At 70.2% G+C, this 20,497-nt stretch carries 25 protein-coding genes; 14 read left to right on the top strand and 11 right to left on the bottom strand.

Translation table 11 applies throughout. From position 1 onward, the window contains the following. The 4 genes from AB0O76_RS33600 to AB0O76_RS33585 all read left to right on the top strand — a co-directional run. Nucleotides 1-194 (top strand): hypothetical protein (locus tag AB0O76_RS33600; RefSeq protein ID WP_365499111.1); only part of this gene is annotated, 194 nt, incomplete at its 5' end. A 37-nt stretch (nt 195-231) separates the two neighbouring features. Further along, nucleotides 232-414, top strand: a complete 183-nt coding sequence (locus AB0O76_RS33595) for a helix-turn-helix domain-containing protein (protein WP_365499108.1) — start codon at nt 232-234, stop codon at nt 412-414. 32 nt (nt 415-446) lie between these two features. Continuing rightward, nucleotides 447-1,769 carry a hypothetical protein gene (locus AB0O76_RS33590; protein ID WP_365499105.1) on the top strand — a complete coding sequence of 441 codons (1,323 nt, stop codon included), beginning with the start codon at nt 447-449 and terminating at the stop codon, nt 1,767-1,769. A gap of 982 nt (nt 1,770-2,751) precedes the next feature. Then, the gene (locus tag AB0O76_RS33585; RefSeq protein WP_365499102.1) at nt 2,752-2,949 is read left to right on the top strand and encodes a hypothetical protein; all 198 of its coding nucleotides are present in this window, start codon (nt 2,752-2,754) and stop codon (nt 2,947-2,949) included. A 141-nt stretch (nt 2,950-3,090) separates the two neighbouring features. Here the strand turns inward: AB0O76_RS33585 and AB0O76_RS33580 are convergent, their stop codons facing one another. After that, nucleotides 3,091-3,507 carry a PIN domain nuclease gene (locus tag AB0O76_RS33580; protein ID WP_365499099.1) on the bottom strand — a complete coding sequence of 139 codons (417 nt, stop codon included), beginning with the start codon at nt 3,505-3,507 and terminating at the stop codon, nt 3,091-3,093. Continuing rightward, nucleotides 3,508-3,735: a type II toxin-antitoxin system VapB family antitoxin gene (locus tag AB0O76_RS33575; RefSeq protein WP_365499096.1), complete on the bottom strand. Its 228-nt coding sequence runs from the start codon at nt 3,733-3,735 to the stop codon at nt 3,508-3,510. A 380-nt stretch (nt 3,736-4,115) separates the two neighbouring features. Here AB0O76_RS33575 and AB0O76_RS33570 point away from each other — a divergent pair, with 380 nt between their 5' ends. Then, the gene (locus tag AB0O76_RS33570; protein ID WP_365499093.1) at nt 4,116-4,544 is read left to right on the top strand and encodes a DUF6299 family protein; all 429 of its coding nucleotides are present in this window, start codon (nt 4,116-4,118) and stop codon (nt 4,542-4,544) included. 245 nt (nt 4,545-4,789) lie between these two features. Beyond that, the gene (locus AB0O76_RS33565) at nt 4,790-5,281 is read left to right on the top strand and encodes a hypothetical protein (RefSeq protein WP_365499156.1); all 492 of its coding nucleotides are present in this window, start codon (nt 4,790-4,792) and stop codon (nt 5,279-5,281) included. Nucleotides 5,282-5,330: 49 nt separating this feature from the next. On the opposite strand, the gene AB0O76_RS33560 is transcribed toward AB0O76_RS33565, so the two are convergent. After that, nucleotides 5,331-6,122, bottom strand: coding sequence for a hypothetical protein (locus tag AB0O76_RS33560; protein WP_365499090.1), 792 nt, complete (start codon nt 6,120-6,122; stop codon nt 5,331-5,333). Nucleotides 6,123-6,320: 198 nt separating this feature from the next. Here AB0O76_RS33560 and AB0O76_RS33555 point away from each other — a divergent pair, with 198 nt between their 5' ends. Next, a complete protein-coding gene (locus AB0O76_RS33555) occupies nt 6,321-6,506 on the top strand; it encodes a phosphotransferase (protein ID WP_365499087.1) in 186 nt (61 codons plus the stop codon). Between the two features lie 149 nt (nt 6,507-6,655). Here the strand turns inward: AB0O76_RS33555 and AB0O76_RS33550 are convergent, their stop codons facing one another. Then, complete coding sequence (locus tag AB0O76_RS33550; protein ID WP_365499084.1) at nt 6,656-7,444, bottom strand: class I SAM-dependent methyltransferase; 789 nt, start codon at nt 7,442-7,444, stop codon at nt 6,656-6,658. A gap of 63 nt (nt 7,445-7,507) precedes the next feature. Further along, a complete protein-coding gene (locus AB0O76_RS33545) occupies nt 7,508-8,062 on the bottom strand; it encodes a DoxX family protein (RefSeq protein ID WP_365499082.1) in 555 nt (184 codons plus the stop codon). A gap of 153 nt (nt 8,063-8,215) precedes the next feature. On the opposite strand from AB0O76_RS33545, the gene AB0O76_RS33540 reads away from it, so the two are divergent. After that, entirely contained in the window at nt 8,216-8,539 is a 324-nt protein-coding gene (locus AB0O76_RS33540; RefSeq protein ID WP_360762822.1) for a nuclear transport factor 2 family protein, read from the top strand. A 150-nt stretch (nt 8,540-8,689) separates the two neighbouring features. On the opposite strand, the gene AB0O76_RS33535 is transcribed toward AB0O76_RS33540, so the two are convergent. After that, nucleotides 8,690-9,157 (bottom strand): lamin tail domain-containing protein, encoded by a 468-nt coding sequence (locus AB0O76_RS33535; protein ID WP_365499079.1) that lies wholly within the window; start codon nt 9,155-9,157, stop codon nt 8,690-8,692. Nucleotides 9,158-9,341: 184 nt separating this feature from the next. Then, nucleotides 9,342-10,145 (bottom strand): SDR family oxidoreductase, encoded by an 804-nt coding sequence (locus tag AB0O76_RS33530; RefSeq protein WP_365499076.1) that lies wholly within the window; start codon nt 10,143-10,145, stop codon nt 9,342-9,344. Between the two features lie 133 nt (nt 10,146-10,278). On the opposite strand from AB0O76_RS33530, the gene AB0O76_RS33525 reads away from it, so the two are divergent. Then, nucleotides 10,279-11,913 carry an alkaline phosphatase D family protein gene (locus AB0O76_RS33525; protein ID WP_365499073.1) on the top strand — a complete coding sequence of 545 codons (1,635 nt, stop codon included), beginning with the start codon at nt 10,279-10,281 and terminating at the stop codon, nt 11,911-11,913. A gap of 24 nt (nt 11,914-11,937) precedes the next feature. On the opposite strand, the gene AB0O76_RS33520 is transcribed toward AB0O76_RS33525, so the two are convergent. Further along, nucleotides 11,938-12,966: a Gfo/Idh/MocA family oxidoreductase gene (locus AB0O76_RS33520; protein WP_365499070.1), complete on the bottom strand. Its 1,029-nt coding sequence runs from the start codon at nt 12,964-12,966 to the stop codon at nt 11,938-11,940. 106 nt (nt 12,967-13,072) lie between these two features. Between AB0O76_RS33520 and AB0O76_RS33515 the strand changes: the two genes are divergently transcribed. From AB0O76_RS33515 to AB0O76_RS33505, 3 genes are all read left to right on the top strand, one after another. After that, entirely contained in the window at nt 13,073-14,488 is a 1,416-nt protein-coding gene (locus tag AB0O76_RS33515) for a multidrug effflux MFS transporter (protein ID WP_365499067.1), read from the top strand. Continuing rightward, nucleotides 14,443-15,612: a serine hydrolase domain-containing protein gene (locus AB0O76_RS33510; protein WP_365499064.1), complete on the top strand. Its 1,170-nt coding sequence runs from the start codon at nt 14,443-14,445 to the stop codon at nt 15,610-15,612. Before AB0O76_RS33515 ends, AB0O76_RS33510 begins: the two co-directional genes overlap by 46 nt. 104 nt (nt 15,613-15,716) lie before the next feature. Continuing rightward, the gene (locus tag AB0O76_RS33505) at nt 15,717-16,724 is read left to right on the top strand and encodes a small ribosomal subunit Rsm22 family protein (RefSeq protein ID WP_365499061.1); all 1,008 of its coding nucleotides are present in this window, start codon (nt 15,717-15,719) and stop codon (nt 16,722-16,724) included. Here the strand turns inward: AB0O76_RS33505 and ddaH are convergent. Together ddaH and AB0O76_RS33495 are read right to left on the bottom strand one after the other, a co-directional pair. Beyond that, on the bottom strand, nt 16,721-17,545 hold the full coding sequence (gene ddaH / locus AB0O76_RS33500; protein WP_365499058.1) for a dimethylargininase: 825 nt from the start codon (nt 17,543-17,545) through the stop codon (nt 16,721-16,723). The genes AB0O76_RS33505 and ddaH overlap by 4 nt on opposite strands. 166 nt (nt 17,546-17,711) lie before the next feature. Beyond that, nucleotides 17,712-17,894, bottom strand: coding sequence for a DUF6243 family protein (locus AB0O76_RS33495; protein ID WP_365499055.1), 183 nt, complete (start codon nt 17,892-17,894; stop codon nt 17,712-17,714). Nucleotides 17,895-18,032: 138 nt separating this feature from the next. Between AB0O76_RS33495 and AB0O76_RS33490 the strand changes: the two genes are divergently transcribed. Further along, entirely contained in the window at nt 18,033-18,665 is a 633-nt protein-coding gene (locus AB0O76_RS33490) for a TetR/AcrR family transcriptional regulator (protein WP_365499052.1), read from the top strand. Between the two features lie 13 nt (nt 18,666-18,678). On the opposite strand, the gene AB0O76_RS33485 is transcribed toward AB0O76_RS33490, so the two are convergent. Beyond that, nucleotides 18,679-19,563, bottom strand: a complete 885-nt coding sequence (locus tag AB0O76_RS33485; RefSeq protein ID WP_365499049.1) for a glycerophosphodiester phosphodiesterase — start codon at nt 19,561-19,563, stop codon at nt 18,679-18,681. A gap of 170 nt (nt 19,564-19,733) precedes the next feature. On the opposite strand from AB0O76_RS33485, the gene AB0O76_RS33480 reads away from it, so the two are divergent. Then, on the top strand, nt 19,734-20,483 hold the full coding sequence (locus AB0O76_RS33480; RefSeq protein WP_365499046.1) for a bifunctional DNA primase/polymerase: 750 nt from the start codon (nt 19,734-19,736) through the stop codon (nt 20,481-20,483). Nucleotides 20,484-20,497: the final 14 nt, after the last annotated feature.

The following is a 20,497-nucleotide window of genomic DNA, read 5'->3' as shown; positions in this document are numbered from 1 at the left end:
GCGTCAACCAAGCCATGCTAACCAGCGACCCCCGTCCGCCGCGCGCGGACGCCTCCACACTGTGGCGGCTCTGTGACGCGAGAGGCCGTGGCCGCCCGTGCACGGGCGGCCGACACGCCCGTACGTCCCGCTGGAAACTCCACCCCGCCGTACTGCTCCACATCTTCCCCGTGCCGAACCCCCAGTCCTCGTAGGCCTACGACGCGGAAGGCTCGGCCGCCCTCCGAGCGGTTGTTGACCGCGCAGGAGACGGCCGACTGCCTCGGCGTCAAGCGCAAGACCCTCTACAACTGGGCGGGCACATGGGAAGTGGAGAGGAGAGGTCCGGAGCCGCTCCGGCTGGAGGGACGGGCACTGCGATACCGGGAATCGGACGTGGCCCGGTACATCGCCAACTTGCCTCGGGCGAGTTGAAGCACCCATGGCCCCCGATCGGAGATACGTACGTGGCCAAAGAAGAGCCGTACGACCGCTGGCACAAGGCGCGGCCGGCGAAGGACGAAACCGAGTGCCCGGAACACCCCGGGCTCGTACCGAGCGCGGACCACGGCTGTGAGCAGCGGTGGCAGGCGCGTTGGCGGGACAAGGACGGTCGTCAGCGGTCCAGGAACTTCCCGAAGAACCGGAAGAAGGCGGCTCTGGCCTTCCAGCGGAGCCAGCGAGCGGCTGTCGAGGAGGGGCGGGACCCGTTCCCGCACCGGGCGCGGAGCAACACCAGCACGACACCGACCATCGCCGACTACGTCGAGACGTTCCTGTCCCGTCACGAGGGACGCTCGGGAACCGTCGATAGCTACGGCTATCGGCTGCGGGGCCACGTGGTTCCAGCGCTGGGATCGCTGGCCGTCGGCAACGTGAAGCGCGGCGACTACCGGGACTTTCTCGCAGCGCTCAAGAACCAAGGCATGCCGGACACCACGCGATCCGGCGTGAAGAAGGCGCTCTCGGTGATGCTGTCGATGGCTGTGGAGGACGGGCACTTGGAGGGCAACCCTGTCTCCGGGATTCGGCTGCCCAAGGGAACAGGGCGAGGGGTGCGGCTGACCTGGGAGCACGTGGTTGCGCTGGCCGACGAGATCGTCCCTCGGTACCAGCTCCTCGTCTGGTACGGATCTCTCCAGGCCCTGCGGTCCATGGAGGCGACTGGAGTCCGACGCACGGACATGGAAGCCGTCTCGGGCAAGCAGCTGGTCGAAGAGCAGCGACAGCGTGGACGCGCGGCTCCCCTCAAGACCGAGGCGAGCCGGGCGCCGCTCGCAGTGGGGGCCTTTCTATGGGAGGAGTATCAGGCCCACCTTGCGCGGTGGCGGGCGCCGCTGTCGCCCGCGGCACTGCGTAGGCGCGAGCGGCGCGGAATCGCCCCCGTCCCGGTCGAGTACAGCGATCTGGTCACGGTGACCCGATACGGGACTCCCGTCTGGGAAGGCACCCTGTGCAGGGAGTTCCAGCTGGCCAAGCAGCGCGCGCGAGCCCGGGGGATCAAGGTGCCTGAGGACGCCACCTTCCGCGATCTGCGGCACTTTGCCGACGCTGTGCTCGTTGCTTCGGGCCTCGAACCGCGCAAGGTCCAGGCCCGGATGAGGCACGGCCGGATCGCCGAGACCATGGACACGTACGGATACCTGGTCTGGGAGGTCGACTGGGAGAACGCCCCCGCTTCGTTCGAGGAGCTGTACGGCATCACCCCACCGCCGGGGCTACCGAAAGCCGCGCTGTTGCCCCGCAGTAAGCGCGTGCAACGGCGAACGGGTGCCGCTGTCAGGCGGTGACGCATGGACGTGCACGCGATGTGCACCGCATCCGTCCTGACACGCCTTAGGCGCAGGTCAGCGGGGTAGCCACCAGAGCGCTCGATAGTCCCCGGCGTACAGCCCGACTCGTCTGCCTTTGTGGCCCTGACCAGGGGGTTTCCTTGGTCAGGGCCACATTTTTTGGAGAGGTGCTTCCCGCTTCTACCTGCGGTTTCCCGGGAGTTCCCGCGCGAATGCGCACGCGTTGTGCATGCACGCGGGAGCGTGTGCTGCGGGAATCCAGGTGGTGGGGGCCCAGTGATCTGTAGATTCGTGCGGCAGACGGGTGGGGGCCACCAGACGGCAGGCCGTGATCATGACTGGGCGGCGCAGGGTGGGGAGATCCTCTCTCGTTCAGGAGTTCTGCGATCGGCCCGAACTGCCGGTGATGGAGCCGCTGCAGTCCTACGGCCGGCTGGCCGTTCTTCGGCCGGGCGGCCAAGATGACCGTGCACCCGCCGCACCTCGCGGATGTGCAGGCGATGACGCGGCTGGAGGCTTCCAACTGGACGAGGCGTCAGGCAGCGGATGCGACTACCGACCGCACTGGCGTTCCGGACCGGGCGCATGCCTGACGCGATGCCACTGGCCGGGCGCCGAAGATCCGGTAAACCTGCACGCCGTTCACTCCCAGGTCGTACGGAAGCTGAACAGTAGTCACGACTGTGCCAGATTACGGCGATCTCCGCGCCGGGGTGTCCGTCCGGGAATCGATGGCAACCGTCGTGCGTGCAGCAAAGCGGCAGGCCGTGTGGAGGAGTTGGCGCGTTCGACCACCCTGCCGCCACACCGGTGAAGTCGCCTTTTCTGATACGTCCCGTTTGGGCCTCGGGCGGCCGACCGCCTCCTTGTCGGCGTGCTTTGATCCAGCGCATGGCGGAAGTCGCCGGGAAAGGTTCCCGGTTTCGGGAATCGGGCGAACTGCCATTCCGAAGTGTCTATTCGAAGGGAACCGCGCGTAATGAACATTGCCTCCCGGTTTGAAGCAGCCGAGATCTCCGACGCCGAGCTGGACAACGTCTCCGGCGGCAACGCGGCCGGCGGCTCCGGCGGTCTCTTCCTCGAGACGCCGCACGCACACGCTTGCGCTGACCTCACGGCCGTCGCTTCGACCGAGGGTCTTGCGGTGGGAGCGAGCGTCCACGCTGCCGCTCTGTAACGAGACGTGCACCCCCTTTGAGGCCCCGGATCGCACGATCCGGGGCCTCAAAGGGGTACCGGTAGCGACGACGTGGTGGCCCATGCGCTGGAACCGGCTCGGGATGATGATCGGTACCGAGTGGCCGAGCCGCAGGTCGGTCTAGTCGGCGGTTCCGGGTTCCACGACCCATTGGCAGCGCTGCCCGGTGATGCCGGCGATCATGTCGTAGTCGGCGTCGTGGTGGAGCACGATGGCGTTGTTGCGCTCGGCGGTCGCGGCGACGAGTAAGCCGGGGAGGGGCAACGCCCGGTGGAATCCGCGTTGGATCGCGGCGCGCTGCACCTCAAGGGCGCGGTCGAAGACCCATTCGTCGCAGTAGAGGTGGTCGAAACCGCGTAGCCATTCGGCCACGGTGGAGGCTTCGCTCTTTCCGCGAATGCTGTACATGAGCTCGTATTCGACGGCGGGGCAGATCGCCAGCAGGCCGCGCTCATGGAGCGGGTCGAGCGCGGCGGCGACCAGGGGACGGTGCCAGCGGGCAAGAGCGGACTCGTCGACCAGGAACGGGACGCTCACTCAGGCGGCCTTCGTGTCCTTGGCGGAGTCGGGAACCTTCGTCTCCTCGACGATCTCGCTGAAGTCGAGCTCGCCGGATTTGACGGCGTCGATGAACTGCTGGCGAAGGTGGCGCTTGACGGCGTCCTCCACTGCCGCGCGTACCGCAGCGGCCTTGGTCTTCGTGCCGTAGATCTCCTTGGCCTGGGTGACCATTTCGTCGTCCAGATCGATCATGGTTCGAGCCATCAGGGGCTCCTCCCTTCACCAAAACGACACCAAACTACAACATGGAATGGTGTCGTTTTGGGCGTTCGCTCCTAGCGGTGTCGTCGACTGCGCGCGAGAGCCCCGGCGTACAGCCCGACTCGTCTGCCTTTACCTTCCTGACCAGGGAAAACGCCCTGCCTCGTCGCTCCGAGGCGGGGCTCTTTCGTATGCCTGGCGGCCATAGCCCGCCTCCGTCGGTTCCCTCTGCGGATTCGGAGAAGACCCCTTCCTCGTTCGCAGTGCGGCTCCGCCTCCCAGGCCCGCAACTCGTCCCCGAACGAGTGAGTTTGCGAGCGATAAACCGTACGTTCCGATATGTCTGGCCGCAGCAATATCCCCCACCTCCCGAAAGGCCAGTCATGCGTCTCCGCCTCGCCCTCAGCGCCGCCGCGACTTCCCTGCTCATCGCAGGCCTCGGCGCCGCCACGCCCGCCCACGCGAGCCAGTTCGACGACCTGACCGTCAACGGCACCGGCACGATCGCCGCCGACGGCACCATCACGCTCTCCGGCACGTACCGCTGCCTGCCCGACGACACCCCTGGCCCGGTGTTCGTCGGCAGCACCCTCGTCCAGGGCGGCGAGTCCACCGGCATCGGCGGCACCCGCGCCGTCTGCGACGGCCAGGTCCGCGGATGGACCAACACCAGCATGGGCACCACCGCCGGTTCCCGCTACAAGCGAGGTGAGGCCACCGTGCGGGCCCACCTGATGAAGCTGAACACGAAGAGCGGCCTGCCGATGCCGAAGCTGCTCGCCCACGAGGAGGCGCGGGGCGAGCTGAAGTAGGCGAGGCTGCCGAGGAAGCACGGTAACCGGCTCCCCTTCCTGACCTGGTCAGGAAGGGGGACGGCCTCACGGCTGAAATTGGCCGTAGCATGTCAAAAATCATGAGGGTGCGCCTTGCCACCTCTAGGGGCCCGTGCCTCAATGGTCTGCGGTCGAGATGCTGACGGTCTGTCATATCTCGTACCCGTCACCCCCCCCGCATTCCCCCCACTTGAAGGCAGGACCCCATGAGGCATGGCAGCAGCATGTACCGCAGGCAGCACGGCAGATCCGGAATCGGCAGGCTCGGGGCCGGGTCGGCCTTAGGGGTCGGGATCGTCGCCGTCGGCGCGATGGTGATGGCTCCGGCCGCCACCGCCGTGACGCCGGAGACCGCGACCATCTCGTTCGACTGCGGGTCCTACGGCTCCGGCACGGCGACGCTCAAGGCCACCCAGGACGGGACCGCCGCGACCATCAGCGTGTCCACGTCCGCGATCACCGCTCCCATCGACATCGCGGCCAACTCCGTCGAGTCGACGCTCTCGCTCACCAAGAACGGGTCGGACACGGCTACCTTCACCGGTAAGTCCAACCCGGCCATACCCGCCGGCGGCGAAGTCTCCACCGGGCCGCTCAACGGGACCGTCGCCACCGGCGACAGCCTCGAAGGCAAGTCGCTGCAGGTCGTGGTCCTCGGGATCAGCGTGACCTGCAACGCCACATCGGCGCAGGCGCCCGGGCCGTTCGTCTTCTGACGCCGTTCGTCTGCTGACTCCGACAGTTGCGCAACGGGGGCGGTGCGGCTCAGGACGACCGGGCGGCGCCGCCCCCCTCGGCTGCCAGCGGGCGCCAGTACTGGTCCTTGCCCTCGTCTCGTACGACGTAGCCCAGGCCCTGCAGCGTCTCGACGAGGTCCCGTGCGTCGTCGGCCGCCTTGCGCTTCAGCGCGGCCTTCCGTGCCGCAAGCAGCGCGTGGGCCTCCGCGGGAAGGGCGGGAACCCCGGGGATCCAGCGGTGGAACAGGGGCGCGTGCGGGTCGGACTCGCTCCACGGGTAGCCGTGCGTACGGAAGGCCTTGGCCAGGGTCGTTGGCGATGCCGTGCGGGCGCCCCGTGCGAACTGGCGTGACGTGCCGTCGAGGATCACCAGGTCCTTGCCGTCCAGGAACACCGCCGAGACCTCGGCACGTGCGATCGTGCGGGTCAGGTCGTTCTGGTCGGTCTCCAGGTGTTCGTCGGTCAGCTTCAGTTTCAGTGCTTCGGTGAGTTCCGTGACGGCGATGAGGAGGCCTGCCACCAGGCCTACCACCAGGCCCACCGCCATCGCGATGCCGGTCTGCCACGGCTTGTCGAGCGATCCGACGAACGTGATGCCGTCCCGCCAGGGCAGCACCGGCGCCTTGGCCAGCCAGCGGGCGAGCGGCGGCAGGGCGACGCCGAGCAGCAGGCCGAGGAGGGGAATGCCGATCAGTACGACGAGGAGGTCGCCGCGCGGGTAACCCAGCACCGTCGTCCGGTCCTTGACGAGGGGGAGGGGGAGGGGGTGGCCGAGGGGCTTCTCGCCGGGCGTTCCGTGCGCTGCCTCTTCGCGTGTCATTTTCACGACGCTAGGGGCGTGGGGGCCGCCGGAGCATCGGCCTAAAGTCGATGGGCTGGAGACTTCGGTCGGTATTGCCCACCGTGGACACCGACGAGCAATGGGACGCCGTCGTCCCCGACGAAGCCGTCATGCGGCCCGGCGTCGACGCTCTTTCCCGGTGCGGCGGCGGACGACGGCCTCGTCGAGGAGCGGGTGTTGAGCCATCTCGACGGGCGGCTTCCGGTCCGTACGCCACGGGTGCACGCGGCAGGAGCGTACGAGAACGGATGGCGGTACGTCCTGATGTCCCGGCTGCCCGGCGAGGAACTCGTCGCCGCCTGGCCGCGCATCCCGCGCGCGGGCTGCCGGAGAGTTGGGTGGAGCAGATCCCGGACTTCCTGAACTCCGTTGCCCTGCCCGGCGATCCGCCACCCTCCATTCTGCACACCGAGTTCATGCGTCAGCCCGGAGCCGACGCTCGACTCGCTCGCGGAGACGTGGTTCCACGCAGGCACCGGAACGGGCTGAGTCCGCCTTGCGGGCGACCTCGCTCAGGCCACCGGCATCAGCGTCAGATACGCGAGGCCCAGGGCCCCGCGGTAGCCGCGCAGCCAGCTGTTCCGCTGGCGGTCCACCTTCTCGCGGGTCTCGGCGGAGAGGGGGTGGTCGGGGAACGTGGCCAGCCACTCCTCCACGTCCGAGCGGTAGCCGGACTCGAACTCCTCCCACTCCTCGGGGCTCGCGGTCTCCACCCACAGGGGGCGGAAACCGGCCGCGATCGCCGTGTCCACCAGGTCGGCGAGGTGGAGGTGTTCGCCGACGTGGGCGTCCGGCCACATCGCGGCGAGTTCGTCGGCGGAAGGCGTGCGCTGCCAGAAGCCCTCGCCGAGCACGACGCGGCCGCCGGGGCGTACCAGGCGGCGCAGTTCGCGCAGGGCCTCCGCGGTGTGGTGGGGCGCTTCGGCGGTGCTGAGCGCATGGCTCGCGCCGAGGCACAGGACCAGGTCGGCGGGGTCGCGGACGGTGCCCGTCGCCGATTCCTCGGCGAAGGTGACCCGGTCGGCGAGCCCGCGCTTCTCGGCGTCGGCGCGGGCTCTGGCCAGGTCGTCCCCGTTCAGGTCCACGCCGGTGCCCGTGGCTCCGGGGGCCGCCTCCAGGACGCGCAGCAGCAACTCGCCCCAGCCGCAGCCGATGTCGAGCACGGAGCCGACTCCCGGTGAGACGCGCCCGACAAGGCGTGCGGCCCGGGCCTCGGAGAGCGGGCCGTGGAAGGTGAGGCGGGTGAGGCGGGGCGGGACGTTCGTGGTGGTGTCGGTCATGGGAGTGGTCGTGTCGGTCATGGGAGTGGACGGTAATGCGTCAACTCGGCCGGGGGACAGTGACTTTCGGTGCGGTACGCCCGGTCAGTCCGCCAGCCGTCCTTCCTCGTTCTCCTCGCCCGCCTGCTCCCGTACGTTCCGCTGGCGCGAGCCCACCGACACGAGCACCCCCACCGCCGTGCCGGCGAGGGCCGCAGGCACCATCCAGGCCCGGTTGAAGGAGTGGCCGAGCGCGTCGTCGACCGAGTAGGCGCCGGGGCCCGTGACGGCGAGGGCCGCCGAGACCAGGCCGAGGTACGCCGGGTACTCGTAGCCGCCGCCCATGCTGAAGAAGCCGTTGGGGGCGTGCACGGCGGTCGCGCCCGCCATGGCGCCCGCCGCCGCGGAACCGGCCGCCGGGGTCGCGAGGCCGAGCGCGAGGAACACGCCGCCGCCCGCCTCGGCAAGGCCCGCGACCATGGCGTTCGCCTTGCCCGGCTTGTAGCCGATGGACTCCATGAACGCGCCGGTGCCTTCGATGCCGTGGCCGCCGAACCAGCCGAAGAGCTTCTGGGCGCCATGCGCTGCGAGCACGCCGCCCGTTCCCACCCGGAGCAGGAGCAGGCCCAGGTCGCGGCGGTCGAAGCAGGAACTGGTCATGGCGGCGTCTCCTGGGGTGGGGAGGGGGATGCCGGGTACGGCTCCTTCTCCACCGTCCGCCAGACCTGCCCCGCGCACCCGGCTCGATCGGCCGTACGAGTGACCCCGTCCCGTCCGGTGGCGCGCGGGCGCGGCCGGTGTGACGGTGGGGCCATGAGCATTCAGGTAAACCGGCTCAGCGACCCGACGGTCCGAGCCTTCGTCACCGCGGTGAACGCCAATGACCAGGCTGCCTTCCAGGCCGTCCTCACGCCCGACGCGACCATGTCCGACGACGGTTCCGACCGGAATATCGCCGACTGGACCGAGCGCGAGATCTTCTCCTCCAACGGCCATATGGAGGTGGAGAACGAGTCCGACGGCGGGCGCACGCTGGTCGTCTCGTATCGCAATGACACGTGGGGCGAGATGCGGACGAAGTGGCGGTTCGACGTCGACGGCGGGAAGGTGTCCCGCTTCGAGACGGGCCAGGCCTGAGCCTCGCCCGGAGGCAGGCTGTCAGGTCTGACGTATCGGCAGGGCAACCGTTCCGCGACCCGGTGACGCCCGCCGCTCCCCGACGGGCCCCACGGGTCGGTACGGAGCGGCTGCCCTGCCCCCTCCCCCTTCACAGTGGTCTGCGGTGCCTCAGTGGCAGTTCTTGTAGCCGTTGTCGGCCGTCGTCCATGAGCAGGAGTCCTTGAGCGAGCCGCTCGGCTTGATGAGGCGGGCCTTGTCGCTGGTGTTGTTCCAGACGTACGAGCCGCGGCCCCAGTAGCGGACGCCGGACGCGTTGGTGCCCTTGCCCGTGCGGACCTTGACGGTCTTGCCCGCGCCGATCTTGTAGCTGCCGAAGGTGTACGTGTAGCCGGTGTTGTCCTTCAGCTTGTAGCCCTTGAGCTGGACCGCCGAGCCGGAGTTGTTGTGGATGTTCACCCACTCCGCGTTCAGCGAGGAGTTGGTGCGGGTGTCGCGGCCCGGACTGTCGTACTGGATGTAACCGAGGTGCAGCCCGCTCTGGTGGCGCGCGGCCGCGTTCGCCGGGGACACGGCGAGCAGCGAGGCCGGCAGCGCGGCGGCGGCGAGGACGGCCGGGACCGCGGAACGTATGCGCAAGATGTGCTCCGAGTGTGCTCTGAATGTGGAGTTCTCGTGGAGGGCTCGCTGAGCATACTGGGTGTGATGCGCGTAATTGGCGCGGAGTGTCCTATTCCGTTTGTGCAGATGTTGGCCGACCGTGAGCGACGGGTCACGGTCGGCCACTGGACCGGGTCGAGCGCCAACTCCCGCCCGGTGACCGCTAACCCCGCCCGATGAACGGCATGTTCGTCGCGAGCACCGTCGCGAACTGCACATTCGCCTCCAGCGGCAGCTCCGCCATGTGCCGCACGGTCCGCGCCACGTCGGACACGTCCATCACGGGCTCGGGCGCCAACTCCCCGTTCGCCTGGAGGATTCCGGCCCGCATCCGCTCGGTCATGTCGGTCGCCGCGTTGCCGATGTCGATCTGGCCGCAGGCGATCCGGTAGGGGCGGCCGTCCAGGGAGAGGGACTTCGTCAGGCCGGTCAGCGCGTGCTTCGTCGTCGTATACGCGATCGACTGCGGGCGCGGGACCTGGGCCGAGATGGACCCGTTGTTGATGATCCGGCCGCCCTGCGGGTCCTGCTCCTTCATCTGCCGGAACGCCGCCTGTGCGCACAGGAACGCGCCGTTGAGGTTCGTGTCGACGACGTGCCGCCAGGCGTCGTAGGACAGTTCCTCGACCGGGACGCCACCCGGGCCGAACGTGCCGGCGTTGTTGAAGAGGAGATCGAGGCGGCCGAAGTTCTCGCGTACGGACGAGAAGAGCGCGGCCACGTCCTGCGGCTCCGACACGTCGGTGCGTACGCACAAGGACGTGCCGTCGGGGGCGAGTGCCGCCGTCTCCTCCAGCGTCTCCACGCGGCGGCCCGCGAGCGCCACGGACCATCCCGCGCGCAGCAGTTCGACCGCCACGGCCCTGCCGATCCCGGAGCCCGCGCCGGTCACCACGGCGGTCCTTGTGTGCTCGGCCGGATGCCCGGTCAGATGCCCGGCCGGCTGCCCAGTTAGCTCTGCGTTCATGGCCCCGCAGCGTACGGGAGGGGTGTCCACGCGGACCTCATCCGCCCGCCATGTGGCTGTTGTGTACGCGACAGTCGGGCGTCGTCCCCCGCCACTTGCATGCCCCTGACACCAATCGTCAGGGGAGGGCCACATGACACCCGCAGGCCGGCACCACGCACCCGAACTCCACGCCGCCGCCCGCCACTTGGGCCGCCGTCGCTTCCTCACCGTCACGGGCGCGGCGGCCGCGCTCGCCTTCGCCACCAACCTGCCGACGGCGGGCGCCGTGAGCGCCGCCGAGCTCGACGCACGGAAAATCTCCAAAGACCCGTTCACCCTCGGCATCGCGTCCGGCGACCCGCTGCCCGGCTCCGTCCTGCTCTGGACCCGCCTCGCCCCGTCCCCGTACGAACCGGGCAGTGGTCTGCCGAACGAGCGCGTCACCGTCCAGTGGGAGCTCGCCCACGACGCCCGCTTCCGCCGCATCGCCAGACGCGGTTCCGCCACCGCGCACCCCGAGTTCAACCACTCGGTGCACGTCGAGGTGGACCACCTGGACGCCGGGCGGACCTACTACTTCCGCTTCAAGGCCGGGCAGTGGATCAGCGACACCGGCCGCACCCGCACCGCGCCCGCGCCCGGCAGCAAGGTGAGCGCCCTGACGTTCGCCGCGGTGTCCTGCCAGGCCTACCACGACGGCTACTACACCCCGTACAAGCACCTGGCGGAGGACGACGTGGACGTCGTATTCCACCTGGGCGACTACCTCTACGAGTACGCGGTGAACGCGGTCGGCGGGGCGCGCAACTACACCGACCGCACGCTGCCCGCGCTCTACAACCGCGAGACGCAGACCCTCGAGGACTACCGACTGCGGTACGCCCTCTACAAGTCGGACCCCGATCTGCGTGCCGCGCACGCCGCGCACCCCTTCGTCGTCACCTGGGACGACCACGAGACGGAGAACAACTACGCGGACGACCTCGACGAGAACGGCAACCCTCCCGCCGAGTTCCTCGTCCGCCGTGCCGCCGCCTACCGCGCGTACTGGGAGAACCTGCCGCTGCGCAGCCCCCAGAAGCCGAGCGGCCCCGACCTTCAGCTCTACCGCCGCGTCAAGTGGGGGCGGCTCGCCCAGTTCGACATCCTGGACACCCGGCAGTACCGCTCCGACCAGGCGTACGGCGACAAGGCCCACGTCCCGGGGCCGGAGACGGACGATCCGGCGCGCACCATCACCGGCGGCGCGCAGGAGCGCTGGCTGATCGACGGCTGGCGCAGCTCGCGGGCGCTGTGGAACGTCGTGCCGCAGCAGGTCGTGTTCTCCGAGCGGCGGCTCGACCTGAACGCGGAGGCGAAGCTCTCCATGGACGCCTGGGACGGCTACCGCGCATCGCGCCAGCGGGTCCTCGACGGCGCGAAGTCCACCGGCATCGAGAACCTGATGGTGCTCACCGGTGACGTGCACGTCGGGTATGCCTTCGACATCAAGGAGGACTTCGACGACCAGTCGTCCAGGAACGTCGGTACGGAGATCGTCGCGACGTCCGTCTCGAGCGGCAAGGACGGCTCCGAGAAGCCCGCGAACTGGGAGACCTACACGAAGGCCAACCCGCACATGAAGTTCTACAACGGGCGGCGCGGGTACGTGACCGTGGGTCTTGGACAGGAGTTTGCGCGCGCCGATTTCAAGACTGTGCCGGCGGTTACCACGCCGGGTGCGCCGATCAGCACGGCTGCGTCCTTTGTGACGGAGGCAGGGAACCCGGGGCTGAAGCCCGCGTAGTCGGGCGGCAGTTGAGGGGTGCGCTCACTCGCCCGGGTAGCGCACCCCGATCCGCTCCCGCACCGCGTCCAGGGTCCGCATCACCGCGAGGGTGCCGTCGAGGGGGACGAGGGGGGACTCGGTGTCGCCCGCGCGGATGCGGTGCATGACCTCGGCGGCCTCGTGCTTGAGGCTGTCGCGGGGGCCGTCGTCGGGGGCGGCCGTGAACTCCTCGGGGTCGCGGCCGTCGCGGTGCAGTACGAAGCGGTCCGGGAAGAAGAAGCCGTACGGGATGTCGATGCGGCCCCGCGAGCCGGTGACGGAGGCGGTGACGGGGGTGCCCGCGTTGATGGAGCAGTGCAACACGGCGTGAGCACCGCTCTCCCACGAGAGCAGCATTCCCGTCTGGAGATCAACGCCCTCATTCGAGAGCGCTGCTCTCGCGGTCACCCCCGACGGCTCCCCGAGCAGCAGCTGCGCGAACGACACCGGGTACACCCCGAGATCGAGCAGCGCGCCACCGCCCTGCGCCGGATCCCGAAGGCGGTGCGCCGGGGGCAGTGTTCCATTCCTCGCCTCCGGCAAGAGGTGCCCAGCGAGCCCGAAGTCGGCCTGCACGGTGCGCACTTCACCGATCGCCCCGTCGTCGACGAGCGCCTTCAGCCGCCTGATCAGCGGATGGCAGTACATCCACATGGCCTCCATCAGGAACAGACCGCGCCGCCGGGCCAGCGTGACCAGCTCCCGCGCCTCCCGCGCGTTCAGCGCGAACGCCTTCTCGCAGAGCACCGCACGACCGGCCTCCAGACAGAGCCCGGCCGCCGCCCGGTGCGCCGAGTGCGGTGTGGCCACGTACACGACATCGACGTCCTCGTCCGCGGCGAGCGCACCCCACTCCCCGTACGCACGAGGTATCCCGAACCGCTCGGCGAACGCCTTCGCCGACGCGTCGGTGCGTGAGGCCACCGCCACGACCTCCGCGTCCGGCATGTCGAGCAGATTCGCCGTGAACGACGCGGCGATCCCGCCCGTCGCGAGGATGCCCCAGCGCACGGGCTCACGGTTGTCTTCCACCACTGGGGCCCCTGTCCGTACCACGGAGTACCGCGGAAATGGTCTCAACCAGCACAGCTGAGCTGAGAGCATAGGTAATCGCACGCCTAATCGGGAGGGAATCCGCATGCCGGAACACGGCAGCCGCACGACGGGAGGGGCCGAGGGTCCGCGCATACGGCAGTCCGGAACGGCAGAGCCGAGCGCCTCCGGCGAGCAGGCCGCAGCGGGAGCCGTGGCCGGAGCCGTCGCCGGAGAGCCGAGCGGCTCGTCCCTCGTCGCCGACGCCCCGGGCCCGGCGCCCCGCGCACCCGGCCTCACCGCACGGCGCCGTACCGGCCTCCTCGTCACCCTCGCCCTCGGCGGGCTCACCGCCGTGCCGCCGCTCTCCATGGACATGTACCTCCCGGCCCTCCCGGAGGTCACCCGCTCGCTGCACACGTCTGCCGCGACCGCCCAGTTGACGCTCACCGCCTGTCTCACCGGCATGGCGCTCGGGCAGCTGGCCGTCGGGCCGATGAGCGACAAGTGGGGGCGGCGCAGACCGCTGCTCATCGGTCTGTTCGTCTACATCTTCGCCACCGCGATCTGCGCCTTCGCTCCCACCGCCGAACTCCTCATCGGATTCCGGCTGTTGCAGGGCCTCGCGGGCGCCGCGGGCATCGTCATCGCCCGCGCCATCGTGCGTGATCTCTACGACGGCGTGGAGATGGCCCGGTTCTTCTCCACCCTCATGCTGATCTCCGGGGTCGCCCCGGTCGTCGCGCCCCTCATCGGCGGCCAGGTCCTGCGCTTCACCGACTGGCGCGGCGTCTTCGCCGTCCTCACCGCCGTCGGCATCGCCCTGACGGTCCTCGTCTGGCGGCGGCTCCCCGAGACCCTCGCCCCGGAGAACCGGCACAGCGGCGGGACCGCCGAAGCCCTGCGCACCATGAAGTCGCTCCTCGCCGACCGTGTCTTCACCGGCTACATGATCGCGGGCGGCTTCGCCTTCGCCGCGCTCTTCGCGTACGTCTCCGCGTCGCCGTTCGTCATCCAGGAGATCTACGGCGCGTCGCCGCAGACCTTCAGCCTGCTCTTCGGCGTCAACTCCGTCGGCCTGATCGTCGTCGGTCAGATCAACGGCAAGATCCTCGTCGGCCGGGTCAGCCTCGACAAGGCGCTCGCCTTCGGCCTCACCGTCATCACCCTCGCGGCGGCCGCGCTGCTCCTCATGACCTCGGGTGTCTTCGGGGACGTCGGCCTGTTCCCCGTCGCCGCCGGGCTCTTCGTCCTGATGTCGGCGATGGGCCTCGCGATGCCCAACACCAACGCGCTCGCCCTGATGCGCACCCCGCACGCCGCGGGCTCGGCCTCGGCGCTGCTCGGCACGTCATCCTTCCTCATCGGCGCGATCGCCTCGCCGCTCGTGGGCATCGCCGGCGAGGCCACGGCCGTCCCGATGGCCCTCGTGCAGCTCGTCTGCGCTCTGGCGGCGATCGGCTGCTTCATGGGACTGTGCCGACCCTGGCAGCGGACGACACGGCAGGAGGCGGACCACTGACCGCGCCACGCCTTCTGCGCCCCGGAACACCGGACCGCGCGGGACTCGACACGGATGAGATGAACCATCTCGTACGAGAGGTGCGCGACCTGACGCGCGGCGAGCGGCCCTGGTGCGCGGGCGCCGTGGTGCTCGCGGGACGCGGTCCGGTGATCGCCGTCGAGGAGGCCGCGGGGTACGCGGTGCGCTACAGCGCGTACGACCCGGTGGCCGACGCGGGCGTCGAACTGCCGCCCGAGCAGCGGGTGCCTGCCCGCACGGACACGCCCTTCGACCTGGCATCGCTGACCAAGCTGTTCACCACCGTCGCCGCCATGCAGCAGCTGGAGCGCGGCACTCTCGGCATCGACGCGCTGGTGTCGGCGTACCTCCCCGATTTCACGGCGGCCGCCGAGCACGGCATCACCGTGCGCCGGCTGCTCACCCACACCTCGGGCCTGCGACCCGAACTCCCGCTGTACGCCTGCCCGGACGACGCGGCGCGGCTCGCGGCCCTGCGCTCCGAGGCCCCGTCCGCCGAGCCGGGGGCCTATCTGTACTCCGACCTGAACATGCTGCTCCTCCAGCACGTCCTGGAGCGCATCACCCGCCGCCCGCTCGACGTCCTCGTCCGCGAGGGCATCACCCGGCCGCTCGGCATGGCGGCCACCGGCTTCGGGCCGCGCCCCGACGCGGCCGCCACCGAGGACCAGCGCGAGCCGTGGGCCAAGGCCGACCGGGGGATGCTGCGGGGCGAGGTGCACGACGAGAACGCCTGGGCGCTCGGCGGCGTCGCGGGCCACGCCGGGCTCTTCTCCACCGCGCGCGACCTCGCGGTGTTCTGCCGCGCGCTGCTGTGCGGCGGCTCCTACGGCACGGCGCGCATCCTCGGCCCGGACTTCGTGGAGCTGATGCTGACGCCGCCGGGTCTCGGCTTCGGCCTCGACGAGGCGTGGTTCATGGGGGAGCTGGCGGGGAGGGGCGCCGCGGGGCACACGGGCTTCACTGGGACGTCGCTGGTCATCGATCCGGGGACGGATACGTTTCTGATCCTGCTTGCGAATGCGGTGCATCCGCGTCGGCGGCCCGCCGACAGCGGGCCTCGGGCCCGCGCCGCGACCCGCCTCGCGCGGGCGGCGCGTTGACGCTCCGCTGGGGGTGCGGTGATACGCCTGCGGGCCCGGTGGGGGCTGGTCGCGCAGTTCCCCGCGCCCCTTCGGGGCGCCTTCCTGCCCCGTAGAATCACGGGGTGAACGTCCCGATCTCCCCGGTTTCCCCCGCCGACGCCCTGCGTGCCGCCCTCGCCGGGCTGCTCGACGGGCTGCCGCCCAGGCAGGCGGCGCAGGCCGTTGAGCGGCTGATCGCCAATTACCGGGGGCGTACCCCGACCGACGCCCCGATTCTGCGTGACCGTGCCGACGTCGCCGCGTACGCCGCTTACCGCATGCCCGCCACCTTCGAGGCCGTGCGGTCCGCGCTCGGGGCCCTCGCGGATGCGGCGCCCGAGGGGTGGGTGCCCGGCAGCCATGTGGATGTCGGCGGTGGCACCGGTGCGGCGGTCTGGGCGGCGAACGCGACGTGGGGCGGTGAGCGGCCGGTCACGGTTCTTGACTGGGCCGAGCCCGCCCTCGCCCTGGGGCGTGAACTGGCGGCCGGGGTCCCGGGGTTGAAGGCCGTGCAGTGGCAGCGCTCTCGTATCGGAGCGGCGCTCAGCATCGAGAGCACTGATCTCGTCACGGTGTCGTACGTACTGAATGAGCTGACCGAGGCCGATCGGCGGTCCCTCGTTGACGCGGCGGCGGCCGCGGCGGCGCAGGCCGTCGTCATCATCGAGCCCGGCACCCCCGACGGCTACGCGCGCGTCATCGAGGCCCGCGACCGGCTGATCGCCGCCGGCTTCCGGATCGCCGCGCCCTGTCCGCACAGCGCCGCCTGCCCGATCGTGCCGGGCGATGACTGGTGCCACTTCTCGGCGCGCGTCAGTCGCTCCTCCCTGCACCGGCAGGTCAAGGGCGGATCGTTGGCGTACGAGGACGAGAAGTTCAGCTATGTGGCGGCCGTCCGCTTCGACGCGGAGCCCGCGGCGAACCGCGTCGTGCGCAAGCCGCAGATCCGCAAGGGTCAGGTTCTGCTGGATCTGTGCGCCGCGGACGAGACGCTGGGCCGGGAGACCGTGACCAAGCGGCACGGGCCGCTGTACAAGGCCGCCCGCGACGCGGAGTGGGGCGACCCGTGGCCGCCCCACGAAGGGAGCTAGCCGCGCAGCTCCTGCGTGCAGCACTTCACGCTGCCGCCGCCCTTGAGCAGCTCGGTCAGATCCATGCCGATCGGTTCGTAGCCGCGGGCCCGCAGCGGCTCGAAGAGGCCGACCGCGGCCTGCGGGAGCAGGACGTGCAGGCCGTCCGACACCGCGTTGAGGCCGAGGGCCACCGCGTCCGGTTCCTCCGCGATCAGCGCGTGCGGGAAGAGGCGTCGCAGCACCGCCTGGCTGCCGGGTGAGAACGCCGGCGGGTAGTACATGACGTCGTTCGCCGCGTCGTCCAGGACGGCGAGCGCGGTGTCCAGGTGGTAGTAGCGGGGGTCGACGAGGTCGAGTCCGAGCACCGGTCGGCCGAAGAACTCCTGGGCCTCCCCGTGCGAGAGCGGGCTGGCCCGGAAGCCGCGGCCCGCGAGGACGCAGGAGGACGTGACGGCGAAGTCGCCCTCGCCCTCGTTGATGTGGGTGGGTTCGTGGATGTCCTTGAAGCCGTGCTCGCGGAACCACTCCAGGTGGGCCTCGGCCTCGGGACCGCGCTCCGGGTGGGCGAACCGGGCGCCGAGCACGCGTCCCTCGACGACGGTCGCGCCGTTCGCGGCGAAGACCATGTCCGGCAGGCCGGGACGCGGGGTGAGCTCATCGACGGTGTGGCCGAGCGAGCGGTAGCGGTCGCGCAGGTCCTCCCACTGGGCGACGGCCAGCGGTACGTCGACGGGTTTGGAGGGGTCCATCCACGGATTGATGGAGTACGTGACCTTGAAGTGTGCCGGTGAGCACATCAGATAGCGCCGGGGTGTGGCGCGACGAGGAAATCGACTCAACGAGGGCTCCTCACGTACCGCGGTGGTCAGTTGTTGCTGCCTTCTGTGGGGCAGGTGCTGACCATGGTGCGGTGTGCGGAGCCCTCGCGCTGTGATCTGAACGGGTGGTTCAACGAGTGGTCCACCCGGGGCGGGGGATGGTTAACACGCCATCCACGTCCCCGCCTCATGACCCGCCGTGCGCCGAGCGGCCCTCCTGGAGTTTGCGAAGGAGTTCACGCTTCTGCGCCTGCGGGCTGAGCCCGCCGCCGATCTGGCCGTCGCGGCCTGAGCCGCGCAGCGCCTTGCGGGAGAGCTTGGAACGCGTCCCGCCGACACCCAGCATGTTTCCTGCTCCGCCTCGCGACATGTGCGTACCTCCGGATCGAGAACTTCTTTGACGAGACGCTCCGTCTCGCTTCTTCGACTACTTTGAACGAGACGGAACGTCTTGTCAAGGGTCTTCGAGACGGAACGTCTCGCCTCGTTCGCTGCTACATTCGGAGACATGGCCACGAAATCCGCCCCTGACTCCACGCGCCGCAGCGAGCGCTCGCGCCGCGCCATCTATGACGCCGCCCTGGACCTCGTCACCGAGGTCGGCTACGGCAAGCTCACCATCGAGGCGATCGCCGCCCGCGCGGGCGTCGGCAAGCAGACGATCTACCGCTGGTGGCCGTCCAAGGGCGCCGTCCTGCTCGACGCCTTCCTCGACCTCGGCGAACAGGCCACCCAGGAGGCGAGCGACGCGGCGGGGCACGAGACGACCCAGTACGAGATCCCGGACACCGGAGACCTGGAGACCGACCTCAAGAACGTCGTGCGGGCCACCATCGACGAGTTCAAGAACCCCAAGTACGACGCCCCTTGGCGCGCGCTCGCCGCCGAAGGCATGATCAACCCGGAGCTCAGCGCCGAGTACGTGGAGAAGCTCCTCGAACCCTCGCTCCAGCTCTTCGTGAAGCGCCTGGAGATCGCCAAGGAAGCGGGTCAGGTCGCCCCCCACGTGGACCCGCGCATCGCCCTGGAACTGTGGAGCGGCCCGCTCGCCCAGCGCTGGCTGCAGCGCACCGGACCGCTCACCCACGAGTACGGCGACAAGCTCGTCGAGTACGCCCTCTACGGCATCGCGCCGCGCTGATCACCCGCCGCGGTCAGTTGACCGGCCACCACCTCTGCATTTCGGCGGCGATCACGCCCTTCCCGCCCTTCACCGGTGTCCGCGCGAGCAGGCCCGGCGCATCCGTGATCACGCCGTTGCAGCCGAGCCGCAGCGCCCGGTCGCGCTGCTTCGGGGTGGTCACCGTGTGCGCCCACACCCGCGGGACACCGGAGTTGACCGCGCGGACCAGGTCGCGGTCGCGCGCCTTGTAGTCCACGTCCAGTACGTCCACGAAGCCCGCCCAGCGCTCGGGCCGGTCGCCGAGCATCTGCTTCTTGGTGCGCCACAGCTGCGCAAGCAGACCCATGCGGTGCGCGCGCATCGCCACGGCCGGCTCGTTGGAGTTCACGAACACCGAGCGGGTCAGGCCACGCGCCCGGATCAGCGCGCCGAGCGTGCGCAGGCTGCGCGGGTCCTTCGCCTCCAGCATCAGCACGACCTGCCCGCCGAACCGGTCCAGGACCTCCGCGACCGTCGGCGGCCGCTCGGCACGCCAGCGGCCGGGCAGCGCCCTGCCCGGCCGCAGCCGGACGTCCCGCCACTCCCGCCGGGTGAGCGCACGCACCGGTCCGGTGGACATCGTCGTACGGTCCAGGGTCGCGTCGTGCATGGCGACCAGCGTGCCGTCGCGCAGCATCCGCGTATCGACGTCGATGACCTCGGCCGTGCCGCGCTCGTACGCCGCCACCAGGCCCGACATGCTGTTCTCCGGAACCTCCAGGGCGCCGCCCCGGTGTGCGGTGTAGACGATGCGGGGGAGTGCCTTCACCGTCAGCGGGCCGCCGCCCCATTCCAGCGGGGCCAGCGGGCCGGTGTGTGCCGTGAGGGCCAGCGTGGTGAGGCTCGTGAGTCCCGTGAGCACAGTCCTGGTGACCATGGCGAACACGGTAGGGGGGTATCTACCATCTTCGTACGCAATGACGCGCGATGTCACCCTGCGCCTTGCATCACCCCTGCTACCCCGGATGTGGGCTCTGGCCCCCCGAGGCGCAGGATGGTGCGACCATGGGAGATGCTTCTCGGCACAAGTGTGAGGTGAGGGGATAGATGGGCGCGGAGTTCGGCCGCCGTTCCGGCGGGCAGAGCAGGATTTCCCAGTGGCTTCGCCGCCGCCCCCGTCCGCAGGACGCGGACGCGACGGGCGACGCGGCGGGGCGCGAAGCGCTGCTCGTCGCCGCCGCGGGGGCAGGGCTTCCGCTCTCGCCTGCCGCGCACCCTTCCGCGTACCGATGTTCCTGCGACCGCATCGGCTGTCCCACGCCCGCGCGGCATCCGCTCTCCTTCGCCTGGCAGACGCAGGCCACCACCGACCGCGCGCAGATCGAGCGGTGGGCCCGCCACCAGCCGCAGGCCAACTTCATCACCGCCACGGGGATGGTGCACGACGTCCTGGACGTCCCGCTGGCCGCGGGACGGGCGGCCTTGGAGCGGCTGCTCGCCGAGGGCATCGACGTGGGGCCCGTCGCCGAGTCCGACGGCGTCATGGACGAGGGGCGGATGCTCTTCTTCACGCTCACCCGGGGCACCCCCGAGGACGAGGACGAGTGGTGGCCCTGCGAGCTGGACTGCCACCCCGAGACGACGAACGAACACCCGGGCTTCCGGTGGCACTGCCGTGGCTCGTACGTCCTGGTGCCGCCCGCGCGGCTGCCGGGTGATCTCGCGGTCCGCTGGATCCGGGGTCCCGAGCACGCGCTGCCGGATCCGCTGACGCTGCTCGAAGCCCTCACGGACGAATGCGCCCGCGTCGCGGGCGAGCCCCAACACGACGTGGCCGCCTGGCCGTTGAGGGGCTAGCCCGCATCCGACGG

Source organism: Streptomyces sp. NPDC086554 (genome assembly GCF_040686095.1).
Classification (GTDB): Bacteria; Actinomycetota; Actinomycetes; order Streptomycetales; family Streptomycetaceae; genus Streptomyces.
The sequence above is the reverse complement of the archived record's forward strand: the minus strand, read 5'-3'. Positions and strand labels throughout refer to the sequence as shown.

What these genes read in the sequence shown, in the direction of transcription:
- AB0O76_RS33530 (WP_365499076.1), bottom strand. Translation starts at nt 10,145, where the DNA reads ATGAACGCAGAGCTAACTGGGCAGCCGGCCGGGCATCTGACCGGGCAT.
- AB0O76_RS33545 (WP_365499082.1), bottom strand. Translation starts at nt 8,062, where the DNA reads ATGACCAGTTCCTGCTTCGACCGCCGCGACCTGGGCCTGCTCCTGCTC.
- AB0O76_RS33495 (WP_365499055.1), bottom strand. Translation starts at nt 17,894, where the DNA reads ATGTCGCGAGGCGGAGCAGGAAACATGCTGGGTGTCGGCGGGACGCGT.
- AB0O76_RS33585 (WP_365499102.1), top strand. Translation starts at nt 2,752, where the DNA reads ATGAACATTGCCTCCCGGTTTGAAGCAGCCGAGATCTCCGACGCCGAG.
- AB0O76_RS33550 (WP_365499084.1), bottom strand. Translation starts at nt 7,444, where the DNA reads ATGACCGACACGACCACTCCCATGACCGACACCACCACGAACGTCCCG.
- AB0O76_RS33525 (WP_365499073.1), top strand. Translation starts at nt 10,279, where the DNA reads ATGACACCCGCAGGCCGGCACCACGCACCCGAACTCCACGCCGCCGCC.
- AB0O76_RS33570 (WP_365499093.1), top strand. Translation starts at nt 4,116, where the DNA reads ATGCGTCTCCGCCTCGCCCTCAGCGCCGCCGCGACTTCCCTGCTCATC.
- AB0O76_RS33560 (WP_365499090.1), bottom strand. Translation starts at nt 6,122, where the DNA reads ATGACACGCGAAGAGGCAGCGCACGGAACGCCCGGCGAGAAGCCCCTC.
- AB0O76_RS33480 (WP_365499046.1), top strand. Translation starts at nt 19,734, where the DNA reads ATGGGCGCGGAGTTCGGCCGCCGTTCCGGCGGGCAGAGCAGGATTTCC.
- AB0O76_RS33575 (WP_365499096.1), bottom strand. Translation starts at nt 3,735, where the DNA reads ATGGCTCGAACCATGATCGATCTGGACGACGAAATGGTCACCCAGGCC.
- AB0O76_RS33485 (WP_365499049.1), bottom strand. Translation starts at nt 19,563, where the DNA reads ATGGTCACCAGGACTGTGCTCACGGGACTCACGAGCCTCACCACGCTG.
- AB0O76_RS33515 (WP_365499067.1), top strand. Translation starts at nt 13,073, where the DNA reads ATGCCGGAACACGGCAGCCGCACGACGGGAGGGGCCGAGGGTCCGCGC.
- AB0O76_RS33490 (WP_365499052.1), top strand. Translation starts at nt 18,033, where the DNA reads ATGGCCACGAAATCCGCCCCTGACTCCACGCGCCGCAGCGAGCGCTCG.
- AB0O76_RS33565 (WP_365499156.1), top strand. Translation starts at nt 4,790, where the DNA reads ATGTACCGCAGGCAGCACGGCAGATCCGGAATCGGCAGGCTCGGGGCC.
- AB0O76_RS33540 (WP_360762822.1), top strand. Translation starts at nt 8,216, where the DNA reads ATGAGCATTCAGGTAAACCGGCTCAGCGACCCGACGGTCCGAGCCTTC.